Source organism: Cellulosimicrobium sp. AB352 (assembly GCF_049538415.1).
Lineage (GTDB): Bacteria > Actinomycetota > Actinomycetes > Actinomycetales > Cellulomonadaceae > Cellulosimicrobium > Cellulosimicrobium funkei.
Genome location: NZ_JBMVFX010000014.1, coordinates 20,203 through 33,302, shown reverse-complemented (window position 1 = coordinate 33,302; position 13,100 = coordinate 20,203). Strand labels below are relative to the sequence as shown.

At 74.3% G+C, this 13,100-nt stretch carries 14 protein-coding genes; 5 read left to right on the top strand and 9 right to left on the bottom strand.

The window, feature by feature from the left end; translation table 11 throughout:
* Positions 1-24 precede the first annotated feature (24 nt).
* Positions 25-327 (bottom strand): hypothetical protein, encoded by a 303-nt coding sequence (locus ACPCUX_RS11595; RefSeq protein WP_128957638.1) that lies wholly within the window; start codon positions 325-327, stop codon positions 25-27.
* A gap of 239 nt (positions 328-566) precedes the next feature.
* Here ACPCUX_RS11595 and ACPCUX_RS11590 point away from each other — a divergent pair, with 239 nt between their 5' ends.
* Positions 567-1,304 carry a glutamine amidotransferase gene (locus ACPCUX_RS11590; RefSeq protein WP_423388795.1) on the top strand — a complete coding sequence of 246 codons (738 nt, stop codon included), beginning with the start codon at positions 567-569 and terminating at the stop codon, positions 1,302-1,304.
* A gap of 4 nt (positions 1,305-1,308) precedes the next feature.
* Here the strand turns inward: ACPCUX_RS11590 and ACPCUX_RS11585 are convergent, their stop codons facing one another.
* Positions 1,309-2,172, bottom strand: coding sequence for an ABC transporter permease (locus tag ACPCUX_RS11585; RefSeq protein WP_423388794.1), 864 nt, complete (start codon positions 2,170-2,172; stop codon positions 1,309-1,311).
* A complete protein-coding gene (locus ACPCUX_RS11580) occupies positions 2,169-3,179 on the bottom strand; it encodes an ABC transporter ATP-binding protein (protein ID WP_423388793.1) in 1,011 nt (336 codons plus the stop codon). Before ACPCUX_RS11580 ends, ACPCUX_RS11585 begins: the two co-directional genes overlap by 4 nt.
* A gap of 133 nt (positions 3,180-3,312) precedes the next feature.
* Between ACPCUX_RS11580 and ACPCUX_RS11575 the strand changes: the two genes are divergently transcribed.
* The gene (locus tag ACPCUX_RS11575) at positions 3,313-4,299 is read left to right on the top strand and encodes a TetR/AcrR family transcriptional regulator (protein WP_423388792.1); all 987 of its coding nucleotides are present in this window, start codon (positions 3,313-3,315) and stop codon (positions 4,297-4,299) included.
* 78 nt (positions 4,300-4,377) lie between these two features.
* Complete coding sequence (pgm, locus tag ACPCUX_RS11570) at positions 4,378-6,072, top strand: phosphoglucomutase (alpha-D-glucose-1,6-bisphosphate-dependent) (RefSeq protein ID WP_423388791.1); 1,695 nt, start codon at positions 4,378-4,380, stop codon at positions 6,070-6,072.
* A gap of 120 nt (positions 6,073-6,192) precedes the next feature.
* Here the strand turns inward: pgm and ACPCUX_RS11565 are convergent, their stop codons facing one another.
* A complete protein-coding gene (locus ACPCUX_RS11565) occupies positions 6,193-7,062 on the bottom strand; it encodes a 2Fe-2S iron-sulfur cluster-binding protein (protein ID WP_051876855.1) in 870 nt (289 codons plus the stop codon).
* On the bottom strand, positions 7,059-8,927 hold the full coding sequence (locus ACPCUX_RS11560) for an FAD-binding protein (protein ID WP_423388790.1): 1,869 nt from the start codon (positions 8,925-8,927) through the stop codon (positions 7,059-7,061). Before ACPCUX_RS11560 ends, ACPCUX_RS11565 begins: the two co-directional genes overlap by 4 nt.
* Positions 8,928-9,159: 232 nt before the next feature.
* Between ACPCUX_RS11560 and ACPCUX_RS11555 the strand changes: the two genes are divergently transcribed.
* Positions 9,160-9,891, top strand: a complete 732-nt coding sequence (locus ACPCUX_RS11555; protein ID WP_423388789.1) for a hypothetical protein — start codon at positions 9,160-9,162, stop codon at positions 9,889-9,891.
* Positions 9,892-9,948: 57 nt separating this feature from the next.
* Here the strand turns inward: ACPCUX_RS11555 and ACPCUX_RS11550 are convergent, their stop codons facing one another.
* Complete coding sequence (locus ACPCUX_RS11550; RefSeq protein WP_061266992.1) at positions 9,949-10,254, bottom strand: GNAT family N-acetyltransferase; 306 nt, start codon at positions 10,252-10,254, stop codon at positions 9,949-9,951.
* Positions 10,255-10,382: 128 nt separating this feature from the next.
* Here ACPCUX_RS11550 and ACPCUX_RS11545 point away from each other — a divergent pair, with 128 nt between their 5' ends.
* A complete protein-coding gene (locus ACPCUX_RS11545; protein WP_396049509.1) occupies positions 10,383-11,723 on the top strand; it encodes an MFS transporter in 1,341 nt (446 codons plus the stop codon).
* Positions 11,724-11,789: 66 nt separating this feature from the next.
* Here ACPCUX_RS11545 and ACPCUX_RS11540 read toward each other — a convergent pair whose 3' ends face one another.
* The 3 genes from ACPCUX_RS11540 to ACPCUX_RS11530 are packed head-to-tail and all read right to left on the bottom strand — an operon-like array spanning position 11,790 to position 13,054.
* A complete protein-coding gene (locus ACPCUX_RS11540; RefSeq protein WP_114553117.1) occupies positions 11,790-12,107 on the bottom strand; it encodes a type II toxin-antitoxin system PemK/MazF family toxin in 318 nt (105 codons plus the stop codon).
* On the bottom strand, positions 12,104-12,430 hold the full coding sequence (locus ACPCUX_RS11535) for a hypothetical protein (protein WP_244985509.1): 327 nt from the start codon (positions 12,428-12,430) through the stop codon (positions 12,104-12,106). Before ACPCUX_RS11535 ends, ACPCUX_RS11540 begins: the two co-directional genes overlap by 4 nt.
* 33 nt (positions 12,431-12,463) lie before the next feature.
* Positions 12,464-13,054 (bottom strand): helix-turn-helix domain-containing protein, encoded by a 591-nt coding sequence (locus ACPCUX_RS11530; protein WP_194217218.1) that lies wholly within the window; start codon positions 13,052-13,054, stop codon positions 12,464-12,466.
* Positions 13,055-13,100: the final 46 nt, after the last annotated feature.

The following is a 13,100-nucleotide window of genomic DNA, read 5'->3' as shown; positions in this document are numbered from 1 at the left end:
ACGGCAGCCCCGGGGCCGCCGGGATCACCGGGACGCGCGGCGCCGGGGAGCGGGGTCGGGCTCGGCGGGGCGGCGGATGCTCCCGATCATCTCCCACGTCGCCGTCGTCATCCGGAAGGTTCCCCAGAGGAAGAGGACGAACCCGCAGAAGTAGAGGGCGGTGAGCGCGCCGCGCGGGACAGGTGTGGTGACGTCGGGAGCGTCCGGGGCGACGACGACGGCGGTGAGGAAGGAACCCACGGCGGCGGCACTGAAGAAGATCACGCAGGCGATCACCGCGAGCACGAGCCCGGAGACCGCCTTCTTCGCCGGCGTGGTCCACGACATGTCGTCCTCCTGGTGGTCGGTTGCGCTCGACGATCTCATGGACGACCCCCGCCCACCACGACGACCCGTGCGGCGTCCGGCCCGGCGTCGGTCGCCGCCCGTCAGGAGAGCGGACGATCGGGTACGTCTCCCGGACGATCGGGCACCCGCGGGCCGACGTCCGCGAGGAGGCTGGGCACGGCTGCTGCTCGACCGCCCCTCCCCCGCCCCCGCACCACCCGCCCGAGAGGAGACGACCCGTGCCGTCGTCCCGGCCCCACGCCGCCCCGGCCTCGCGCCACGCCGTCGCCGTCCGTCACGTGCACTTCGAGGACCTCGGGGTGCTCGCCCCGCTGCTCGAACGGCGCGGCTACCGGGTCTCGTACGTCGAGGCCCCGAGCGACCCCCTCCCCGTCGGGTCGCTCGACGACGCGGACCTCGTCGTCGTCCTCGGCGGCCCCGTCGGCATCGGCGACGCACCCGGCTACCCGTTCCTCTCCCGCGAGATCGCCGCCGTGCAGGCGCGTCTCGCGACCGGCCGCCCGACGCTCGGCGTCTGCCTCGGCGCGCAGGTCCTCGCCGCGGCGCTCGCCGCCGACGTCGCACCCACCGGGCGCACGGAGATCGGCTACGCACCGCTCGACCTCACCGACGACGGGCAGCGGTCCGTACTGGCGCCCCTCGCGGGCGTCCCCGTCCTGCACTGGCACGGTGACGCCTTCGCGATACCGCAGGGCGCGAGGCGGCTGGCCGCGACGCCGGGGTTCCCGAACCAGGCCTTCTCCCACGGCCGCTCGACCCTCGGCCTCCAGTTCCACGTCGAGGCCGACCCTGCGCGGATCGAGCAGTGGCTCGTGGGCCACGCCCACGAGCTCGCCGGCGCGGGGATCGACCCGCGAGCGCTCCGCGAGGACGCCCGCCGGCACGGTGCGGCGCTCACGGCGGCGGCCACCGCCGTCCTCACGTCGTGGTTGGACGAGGTGGAGGAGGACCGGTGAGGCGTCAGACGGTCTTGCGGGTACGGCGGATGCCGACCCACAGCCCGACGGCGCACGTCGCCGCCGCGGCGACGAAGCCCCACAGCACGTCGGGGTCGGCGAACGACCCGGCGAGCAGCGCGCGCTCGGCGTCGACGATGTACGTCAGCGGGTTGAAGAGCGCCGCGGTGCGCATCCACGCCGGCCCGGCCTCGAGCGGCAGCATCATGCCGGAGAGGATGAGCAGCGGGAACAGCAGCGACTGCTGCACTCCCCAGAACAGCCACTCGCGGTTCTTCGCGGCGAGCGCGAGCGCGATCGACAGCGCGCCCACCCCGATGCCGAACAGCCCGAGCAGCAGCAGCCCGACGAGCAGGTACAGCGGGTAGAGCGTGAAGCCGAAGGGCACGCACACGAGCGCGATGAGCAGCCCCTGCACGACGAGCGGCGCGAACTCCTTGAGCGAGCGCCCGACGAGGATCGCGGAGCGGTCGAGCGGCGTCGCGAGCACGCGCTCGTAGGAGCCGGTCATCATCTCGTAGAGCAGGTTCGACCCGCTCATGGACGTGCCGAACAGCGAGATCATGACGATCACGCCCGGGACGAACCACTGCAGCGTCTCGGCCGTCGACCCGCCGCCCCCGGGCGCGCCGCCACCGAACCCGCCGACCGCGCCCGTGAGGAGCGGGCCGAAGAGGCCGAGGAAGATCAGCGGCTGCAGCAGCGAGAAGATCAGCGTGAACGGGTCGCGCAGCACGAGCAGGATCTCGCGCGTGAACACGGCCCACGTGTCGCCGAGGAACTTCGCGACGCCGGTCCGCATCGCCGTGTCGGCACCGGCGGTCGGTGCCCCGACGCGCGCGCCCGCCAGGTCGGTCCGCGTGCTCATGCGGCCTCCTCTCGCAGGCTGCGGCCGGTGAGGTTGAGGAAGACGTCGTCGAGGCTCGCCTGCTTGAGCTCCGCCGAGCGCACGGCCAGCCCCGCGACGCGCAGCGCCTCGATGGCCTCCGGGAGACGGTCGGCGCCGTGCGTCGTCGAGATGCGGACCGTCACGACGCCGTCCGCGCCGGTCGTGGTCACGACCCGGCCCGCGTCCTCGGCGAGCGACGCGCGGACGCGGCCGACGACGTCGGGCACCGCTCCCGGTGACGCCTCCCCCGGGGCACCGCCGCCGGGCGCCGGGACCACGGCGAGCGTGATGACGTCGTCCGCGTGGTCGTGCTTGAGGGAGTCCGGGGTGGCGTCGGCGATGATCTCGCCGTGGTCGATGACGACGACGCGCTCCGCCATGCTGTCGGCCTCGTCGAGGTAGTGGGTCGTGAGCACGATCGTCATGCCGTAGCGCTCGCGCATCGCCGCGATGTGCTCCCAGAGGTTCGCGCGGGCGTGGGGGTCGAGGCCCGTCGTCGGCTCGTCGAGGAAGAGCAGCGGCGGGTGGTTCATCAGCCCCAGCGCGACGTCGAGGCGGCGGCGCTGGCCGCCGGACAGCGACTGCACGGTCCGCTTCTCGAGCCCGCCGAGGTCGAGGGCGTCGAGGAGCTCGGCGGCGCGCCGCGTGTACTCGGTGGGCGCCAGCCCGTAGAAGCGGCCCTGGTTGTGGAGCTCGTCGAGCACGCGGTAGGAGAACCCGCCGCCGTTGCCCTGGCCGATGAAGCCGATGCGCGAGCGGACCCGCGCCGGGTCGCGCGCGACGTCGTACCCGGCGACCTCCGCGGTCCCGGCGGTCGGTGCGAGGAGGCTCGTCAGCATCCTCAGGGTCGTGGACTTGCCGGCCCCGTTCGGGCCGAGGAAGGCGACGAGCTCGCCCTCCCGGACGTCGACGTCGATGCCCTTGACGGCCTCGACGGTCTCTTTCTTGCGGTGGAAGGTCTTGGTCAGGCCGCGGGCTCGGATCACCGGAGCCACCCTCTCGTACGCCGTACCGAAATGGAGCGACCACGCTAGCATACGGTGTACGGGAAAAGGCAAGCCTTCGTCGCACGCTCGCACCGGAGGCGAGATCCCGCGGGAAGTCGGGGAGGATACGCACGTGACGACCGACCCGACCGACGCCCGCGCGGCCGACCGTGCGCCGTCCGCCACCGCGCCGACCCCGCCCGCGACCCCGGACCCCGAGGACGCCGCGGGCAACGACGACGCCGTGCGGACGCGCGGCGTCGCGGCCGCCGCGGACGCCGGGGTCGCCTCCGCGGTGCAGGCGGCCGAGCACGCGCGCGCGCAGTTCACCGAGATCGTCCGCACCCCCGAGATCACGCGCCGCCTCGCGCTCCTGTGGGACCCGCCGGCCCCCGCGACGCGCGGCCGCAAGCCGCGCCTCACGCTCGACGACGTCGTGCGGGCGGGGATCGCCGTCGCGCAGGAGGGCGGGCTCGACGCGCTGTCCATGCGCCGCGTCGCGACCGAGCTCGGCGTCGGGGCGATGTCGCTCTACACCTACGTGCCCGGCCGCACCGAGCTCGTCGACCTCATGATCGACCGCGCGTACGCCGAGCTCGACCTGCCCGCTGCGGGAGCCCCGTGGCGTCCCGCGCTCGCGCAGTACGCGCACGAGCTGTGGAACCTCTACCTGCGCCACCCGTGGATCCTCCAGACCAACATGTGGCGCGCCCCGCTCGCGCCGCACGTGCTCGACGCCCAGGAGGCCGGGCTGCGGACCATCGTCGACACGGGCCTCTCCGAGCTCCAGGTGGTCGACACGCTCGGCCTCGTCGACAACTACGTCCAGGGCCTCGCGCGCGCCACGATCGCCGAGCGGACCGAGCGCGACGCGACCGGCGTGGGCAACGACGAGTACTGGACGACCCTCGGCAGCTTCTGGGAGGACTGGTTCGACGTCGAGCGCTACCCCGTCATGACGCGCGTCTACGTCGCGGGCGGCTTCGACGCGCCGCAGGGGCCCTTCGACGCGAGCCTCGACCGTCTGCTCGACGCCGTCGAGCTGGCCATCGACAGCGCGCGCGCCGACCGGTCCGACGACCCCGCCGCCGCGCCGGAGGACCCCGACCCCGCAGGCTAGGGAGGTCGTGCCGAAGGTCCCGCGCCACGACGTCCGTCCCGGCTGACGTGCGGGCGCCACCCCTGGCAGGATCGACCCATGGATCCCCGCGCCGGCACGCCCGCCCAGCCCAGCGACCTCATCGACGTCGACGCCGTGGTCGGCGCCTACTACGACCTCGCGCCCGACGCCGACGACCCCGCCCAGAAGGTCGTGTTCGGCACGTCGGGCCACCGGGGGTCGAGCCTGGACCACGCGTTCAACGAGGCGCACATCATCGCGATCACGGCCGCGATCGTCGAGTACCGGCGCTCGCAGGGCACCGACGGGCCGCTGTTCATCGGGCGCGACACGCACGCGCTGTCGCTCCCGGCGTGGCAGACCGCACTCGAGGTCCTCGTCGCGGCGGGCGTCCAGACGTACGTCGACGCGCGCGACTCGTTCACCCCGACCCCCGCCGTCTCGCAGTCGATCCTCCTGCACAACGAGGCGACGACGGTCGACGGCGTCCGCACCACCGGCCCCGGCCTCGCCGACGGGATCGTCGTCACGCCCTCGCACAACCCCCCGCGCGACGGCGGCTTCAAGTACAACCCGCCGCACGGCGGCCCCGCCGGGTCCGAGGCGACCGGCTGGATCGCGGACCGCGCGAACGAGATCCTGCGCACCGGCGTCGGCAGCGTGCCGCGCGTGCCGCTGACCCAGGCGCTCACGTCCGAGCACGTGCACAAGCACGACTTTCTCACCACGTACGTCGACGACCTGGCGAACGTCCTCGACCTCGACGTGATCCGCGACTCCGGCGTGCGGATCGGCGCCGACCCGCTGGGCGGCGCGTCGGTCGAGTACTGGGGCGAGATCGGCGAGCGGTACGGGCTCGACCTCACGGTCGTCAACCCGCAGGTCGACCCCCGCTGGGCGTTCATGACGCTCGACTGGGACGGCAAGATCCGCATGGACTGCTCCTCGCCGTACGCGATGGCGTCCCTCGTCGCGGGCATGACCGGGGAGTCCGGGAACGCCGAGGGCGGCGCACCGTTCGACGTCGCCACCGGGAACGACGCCGACTCCGACCGCCACGGGATCGTCACGCCCGACGCCGGGCTCATGAACCCCAACCACTACCTGGCCGTCGCGATCCAGTACCTCTACGGCGGCGCGCGCGAGGGCTGGCGCGACGACGCCGCGATCGGCAAGACGCTCGTGTCGTCCGCGCTCATCGACCGCGTCGCGGGCGGGCTCGGCCGTCGGCTCGTCGAGGTCCCCGTCGGGTTCAAGTGGTTCGTGCCCGGCCTGCTCGACGGCTCGGTCGGGTTCGGCGGCGAGGAGTCCGCGGGGGCGTCGTTCCTCCGCAAGGACGGCCGCGTCTGGTCCACGGACAAGGACGGCCTGCTCCTCGCGCTGCTCGCGTCGGAGATCATCGCGACGACGGGCCGCACGCCGTCCGAGCACCACCGCGACCTCGTCGAGCGCTACGGCGAGTCCTGGTACGCGCGCGTCGACGCGCCGGCGACCCTCGAGGAGAAGGCGACGCTCGGCAAGCTCTCGCCCGAGCAGGTCACCGCGACCGAGCTCGCGGGCGAGCCGATCACCGCGAAGCTCACGAACGCCCCCGGCAACGACGCCCCGATCGGCGGGCTCAAGGTGACGACCGAGAACGCGTGGTTCGCGGCCCGGCCGTCGGGCACGGAGAACGTCTACAAGATCTACGCCGAGTCGTTCGTCTCCGCGGAGCACCTGTCCCAGGTCCAGGCCGAGGCGAAGGACGTCGTCTCCGCGGCCCTCGGGAGCTGACGACCCCGCCGAGGTAGAGGCGTGGTCACGACCACGCCTCTACCTCGCGAAACCGGGGCTCTACCTCGCGGGACCACGCCTCTACCTCGCGGGACCAGGGCTCTCCCTCGCGAGAAGGGGCTACGTCGTCCGACGGCGCTCGCGGGCGTCCCACGTGTCCGTCGCGACGCGCTGCGCGTCGCGGAGCGCGCGGGCCGGGTCGACGCCCTTCGGGCAGACCTGCGTGCACGCACCGATCTGGATGCACGGCCAGGCGCCGAGCTCGGTGTCGAGGACGTCGGCGCGGTCGAGCTCGCCCGCGTCGCGCGAGTCCTCGTCCCAGCGGCGCGCCGTCGCGACGACGGCCGGGCCGAGGAAGTCGGGCGCGACGTCGAGCTGCGGGCACGCCGCGTAGCAGAGCATGCAGTCGATGCACTCGGCGAAGCCCTTGAACGCGGCGAGCTCGCCCGGCGTCTGCCGGTGGCCCGACGCCGGCCCGACCGCCCGCAGCACGTCGCCGCCGTCCGGGGTCCGCGAGCCGTCGACGTCCTCGACCCCGGCGCCGGCGCCGGCGCCGGTCCCGGCCCCTGCCCCGACCCCGGCCGAGGGCGGGTCGACGAGCGGGAGGCGCGTGGCGCCGTCGGGCACGAGCCAGGGCTGCACGGTGGCGAGCTTGCCGAGGAACGTGTCGGTGTCCACGACGAGGTCGCGGAGCACCTCGGCGTGCGCGAGCGGCTCGACGACGAGGCCGGACGTGCGGTAGCCGCGCACGAACGTCTCGCACCCGAGCACCGGGCGGCCGTTGACCATGACGCCGCAGCTCCCGCAAACCGCCATCTTGCACGACCACCGGAACGTCAGCGTGGGGTCGGCGTGGTCCTTGACCCACTGGAGCGCGTCGAGCACGGACGTGCGGTCGTCGTAGGGCACGTCGAACACGTCCCGCCCGCCGGTGGCCGCGCCGTCGGGCGACGTGCGCGCGACCTCCAGCCGCACCGTCTGCTCGCTCACGCGCCCTCTCCCTCCTTCGCCGAGAACGACGTCGTCGTCGTCCCCGAGCCCTTCCCGACAGCAACCCCGTGCTCGGCGGGGGTCCCGGCGCCCACCGGGACGTGCGCCACCTCGATGGTGCCGCCCGCGCCGAGGCGGACCTCGGAGTGGCGCGCCACCGCGTCCGGCGCCGGGAAGTCCAGCCGCTGGTGGGCGCCGCGCGACTCCTCGCGCGCGAGCGCGGCGGCGACGGTCGCGTGCGCGACGAGCAGCGTCGCGCCCAGCTCGACGGTCGTCGCCCAGTCGGTGTTGAGCACGGCGCTCGTGTCGGCGACGCGCACGTCGTCGTACCGGGCCCGCAGGTCCTCGACGGCCGCGAGCGCCCGCCGCAGGCCGTCGGCGTCGCGGTAGATCCCGGCGTCGGCGTCGAGGACGCGTCCGAGCTCGGCCCGGATCGCGGCGGGCGGCTCGGTCCCCCGGCCGCGCATCGCGAGGTAGCCGTCGGCGATCTCGGCGGCCCGGTCCACGACCGCGGGACCTGTCCGGACGGCCGAGGTGCCGCCGTCGGCCCGGGGCGGGCCCATCTCCCGCGACCACGCGAGCGCTGCCTCGCCCGCCGCGCGCCCGACGACGAGCGTCTCGACGAGCGAGTTGGACCCGAGCCGGTTGGCGCCGTGCAGACCGGTGGAGGCGCACTCCCCCGCCGCGAACAGCCCGGCGACGCCGGTCGTGCCGCGCGCGTCGGTGCGGATGCCGCCCATCGTGTAGTGCGCCGTCGGGCGGACGGGGACGGGCTCGGCCGCCGGGTCGACGCCCGCGAACTGCTTGGCCAGGCCGGTCACGAGCGGCAGGCGCTCGGCGAGCCGCTCCTTGCCGAGGTGCCGCAGGTCGAGCAGGACGACGCCGCCGTCGGGCGTGGGGATCGTGCGGCCGTCGCGGTCGGCGTGCCAGAACGCCTGCGACAGGCGGTCGCGCGGCCCGAGCTCCATGGTGCGCGGCACGGGTGCCCCGACGGGCGACTCGGGCCCGAGGCCGTAGTCGGCGAGGTAGCGGCGGCCGACGGCGTCGAGCAGCACCCCGCCCTCGCCGCGCGCGGCCTCGGTGAGGAGGATGCCGCTGCCCGGGAGGCCGGTCGGGTGGAACTGGAGGAACTCCAGGTCGCGCAGCGGCACGCCCGCCCGCAGCGCCATCGCGGTGCCGTCGCCCGTGCAGATGCCCGCGTTCGTGCTGGTCCCCCACGCGCGCGCCGAGCCACCCGTCGCGAGGACCACGGCGGGCGCCTCCAGGAGCAGCGGCTCGCCGCGGTGCTGGTCGTGCACGACGACGCCGCGCACCCGGGCGTCCGGCCCGCCCGGGTCGTCGACCAGGAGGTCGAGCACGTGGTGCTCGTCGTACCGGCGGACGGGACCGTCGGGGCCGGAGTGCCGCAGCGACGTCTGGAACAGGGTGTGCAGGAGGTGGAACCCGGTCTTGTCGGCGGCGAACCAGGTGCGCGCGCGGCTCATGCCGCCGAACCGGCGGACGGCCACGTCGCCGGCGTCGGTGCGCGACCACGGCAGCCCCCACCGCTCGAGCCGGTAGAGCTCGCCGGCCGCCCGCTCCACGACGAACCGGACGGCGTCCTCCTCGCACAGCCCGGCGCCGCCCGCGAGGGTGTCGGCGACGTGCTGCTCGAGCGAGTCGTCGTCCCCCACGACGCCCGCCGCGCCGCCCTCCGCGGCGACCGTGTGCGAGCGCATCGGGTACACCTTCGACACGAGCGCGACCACGGGGGCGCGACCGTCGTCGCGGGCCGCCGCCTCGGCGACGGCGAGCGCCGCGCTCAGCCCGGCGGCGCCGCCCCCGACCACGACCACGTCGGCGCGCTCGACGCGCAGCGCGGTCACCGGCGTCCTCGGGGCGCGCGGGAGGGGCCGGCCGGTGCCGGTGCGGGGGGGGCAGGGCGAACCGGGGGGGAGAGCGTGCCGAGGCATAGGGGAAGGGTCCCCGCGCCGCCGGGGCAGCGCAACAGGCGAAGGTCCCGGTCCGGGGCCCCATGGGCACCGCTCCCCATCGAGCCCACGACCCGTCTGTGGGTAAGGTCCGTGCGGAACCCCTCCCCGAACCACCGGAGCACTCATGCGTCCCGCCCGTACCGCCGCCCGCCTGACCGTCGCCGCCGCGCTCGCGCTCGGCCTCACCGCGTGCACCGTCGCCGTCGACGGCGGGGACGCCCCGAAGACGTCGGCCCCCGAGGAGACGACGACGGAGGAGTCCGCGCCCGCCGAGGACGCCGAGGAGGCCGACGACGCCGCGGCGGAGGGGACCGGCTCGGACGGCGAGCTCCCCGACTGGGCCAACCCCGTCGCGACGCCGGGCGAGCAGATCTCGACGTTCAACGTCGGCGACGTGCGCGTCGACGTCTACCAGGTGGGCGTCACGCAGGCCTCGAAGGACGGCCTGTTCGTCGACCCCGACACCAACCAGCCGCTCATCGCCGCGGGCGACGACATCGTCTTCATCAACTACGTCATCACGAACGAGGGCGACCCGATCGACCTCGGCTCGAGCCTCGTGAGCATCGACGAGCGCTACGACGACTGGCCGTACATGCAGGGCATGGACACGATCGTCGACGACGCGCTGTACGAGGCGCAGGGCGTGCACGACGACGCGATGCACAACCAGGCGTACCGCGAGCCGTCGGTGTACCCGTTCGCGACGGGGCAGTCGTACTCGTACGCCACGAACTTCCGCTACCAGCCCGGCTCGCCGATCACGTTCGACGCCGTGATCACGCCCGTGGACGCGGAGGGCGAGCTCCTGCACGACGAGCGCATCGAGGGCGAGGGCACCGGCACGATCTCCTGACGCCGCCCGCGCCTGCCGCGAGAGCCCCGGTCCCGACGGACCGGGGCTCTCGTGCGCTCAGCGCCGGGTCAGGTCCTCGTACTCCGGGTGCCGCTCGACGTACGCACGGATGAAGGGGCACAGCGCGACGACGCGCTCGCCCGACTCCCGCACGCTGTCGAGCGCGCCCGCGGCGAGCGCGGACCCGACGCCGCGCCCCTCGAACGCGGGGTCGACCTCGGTGTGCGTGAAGATCACCGCGCCCGGCTCCCGCACGTAGGCGGCGAAGCCGGCGACGACACCGTCGTCGGTGCGGGCCTCGAAGCGGTCGCCCTCGTCGGTGACGGTGACGGTGGGCGTGCGGGGTGCGGGGCTGTCGGTCATGCCGCCATCGTCGTCGGCCCGGCGCCCCCGGACAACCGCGGCGCGACGCCTGAGACGGCCGTCACGTCGGGCCCTCGCGAGGCGAATTCGCTACCGGCCGGACGGCTTCCGGGTGCGACACTGGGACGGTGGTCCAGGATTCCCCGTCGCGCGCTGACGACCCCGAGAACCCCGAGCACCGGCGGGACGACCTGACGACCGAGGGGACGACGTCGGTCACCGCGCCCGACGCCCCCGTCCGGGCCTCCCGCAACCCCTACCGCGCCGTGCTCACGCTGCCCGGCGCGTGGCGGTTCTCCGCCGCGGCGCTCGTCGCGCGCCTGCCGATGTCGATGGTCGGCATCGGCACGATCCTCATGATCCAGGGCATCTACGGCGAGTACGCCCTCGCGGGACGCGTCGCGGCCGCGCTCGTCGTCGCGCAGGCGGTCGTGTCGCCGCAGATCGCGCGCCTCGTGGACCGCACGGGGCAGCGCGTCGTCATGCTGCCGCTGCTCGCCGCCGCGACGCTCGGGCTCGGCGGGCTCATCCTGTGCGCCGTGCTGCGCGCGCCCGAGTGGACGCTCTACGTGTTCGCCGCCGTCTCCGGCGCGACGCAGGGGTCGTACGGCTCGATGGTCCGCGCGCGCTGGACGCACGTCGTGCCCGACGCGCGGCGCCTGCACACCGCGTACTCGCTCGAGTCCGCGCTCGACGAGCTCGTGTTCGTCGTCGGGCCCGTGCTCGCGACCGTGCTCGCGACGAGCGTGTCGCCGTCGGCCGGGCTGGTCGTCCCCCTGGTCGCGGCGGTCGTGGGCGGGCTGTGGTTCCTGTCCCAGCGTGCGACCGAGCCGCCCGTCGTCGTGCCCGAGGCCGGCGTCAAGCAGCGCTCGGCCATGCGGTCGACGGGCATGATCGTGCTCGCCGTGATCTTCGTGGCGATGGGCATCGTGTTCGGCGCGACCGACGTCTCGACCATCGCGTTCGCCGAGGAGGAGGGCCAGAAGGGCGCCGCCGGCGTCATCCTCGCCGTGTTCGCCCTGGGCTCGCTCATCTCCGGCCTCGTCTACGGCGCCCGCCACTGGGTGTCCCCGCTGTGGCGCCGGTTCGTCATCGGGATCGTCGCGCTCGCCGCGGGCGTCTCGCTGTTCTTCTTCGTCACGTCGATCCCCGTCCTCGCGGCGGTCATGTTCGTCACCGGGTTCGCCATCGCGCCGACGCTCATCAACGGCAACAACCTCGTGCAGAACCTCGTGGCCCCGACCCAGCTCACCGAGGGCCTCGCGTGGGTCGGGACGTCGCTCGGCGTCGGGGTGTCGATCGGGTCGTCCGTCGCCGGGTCGCGCATCGACGCGGGCGGCGCGCACGCCGGGTTCGAGGTCGTCGTCGCTGCGGCCGCGCTCGCCGTCGTGCTGGTGCTCGTGGCCCTGCGGTCGCTGCGACGCAGCGCCGACCGCGAGGACGTCGCGGACGGCACGCCCGCCCACTGACGCGGGGCACGCCGCGCGACGGTCGACGTCGAGCCGCCCGAGGACGACGGACGGGACGGCTCGGGGTCAGATGATGCCGAGGTAGCTCTGCACGGCCCGCTCGAGCGCGTCCAGGTCGTCTCGAAGAAGGAAGTCGACCGGCTCCCCGACGACGTAGTCGGTGTCGATCACACGGAGCTGGTCGACCAGGAGCACGGTCTCCTGGCCCGCGATCTCGAGGACGGGCCGGAAGATCGCACGCTGCGCGCTCGTCGAGGTCGGCACGATCGTCGCGACGGACCACGGCATGTTCGTCGGGGACAGGACCACCCCGTACCGCCGACCGCCCTGCTCGTGGCCCCGGGGGTCACCGAGGTCGACGCGGTAGACGGCGCCGCGGATCACCAGGCGTCCGGCTCGTCGTCGAGGTTCTCGTGGGCGAGACTCTCCGCATCGACGCGGGCCTGGTCGACCCACTTCTCGTGCGCGACCAGGTGCAGGCCACGACGGACGGCATCGCTGGCGGTGACGCCTTCGTCGCGGAGGCGGTCGAGGATCCGGCGCTCCTCGGGGGTGGGTCGGAACGTGACGGAGTCGCGCTTCGTCGAGGCGCCCTCGCCCTTCTCGCCCCGCGGGGTCCCCCCGGCAGGCACGTTCTTCCCGCCCCGCGAGGTCGAGCCTCGGGGGGTCGTTCTCTCGTGCGTGGTGCTGCGGGTTCTCGTCGCCATGGTCACGACACTACGCCGCGTGTCCCACATTTGTCAGACACGACCCGGCGCGGCTGACGCCGCGCCCGAGAGGTGGGCCCGCTCGCCCTCCTGGTCGAAGATCGTGAGGATCTCGACCGGGCCGTCGTGCGCGCCGAACGAGTGCGGCACCATCGTCGAGAACTCCGCTGCCTGGCCCTCCTGGACGAGGATCCGGCGGTCCGCGAGGTAGACGACGGCCGTCCCGGACAGCACGGTGAACCACTCGTGCCCCGGGTGGACGCGCTGGTGCTCGGGCCCGACGGCGCGCTCGGGCGTGAGGCGCATCTTCGCGACCATGGTCCCGGTCCGCTCGCGCGACAGCAGCCACGTGGTCTCCCCCGGGCGGCGCTGTGGCTCGGGCCGGATCACGACGTCTTCGTCGTCGACGGGCTCGACGAGCTGGTCGAGGGTCGTGCCGAGCGCGCGGGCGATCGGCACGAGCTGGTCGAGCGCGATGCGCCGGTGCCCGGTCTCGATCCGGCTGAGCGTGGACGGGCTGAGGAAGCAGCGCGCGGCGAGCGCGTCGAGCGTCCAGCCGCGCGCGAGCCGCAGCCCGCGGATGCGTTGCCGCACGACGGCGTCGAGATCCGGTTCTTGCGTCATGAGCAAGATCCTATGCTCAGCGCGCACGGTCGTCCTACGGTGGAGC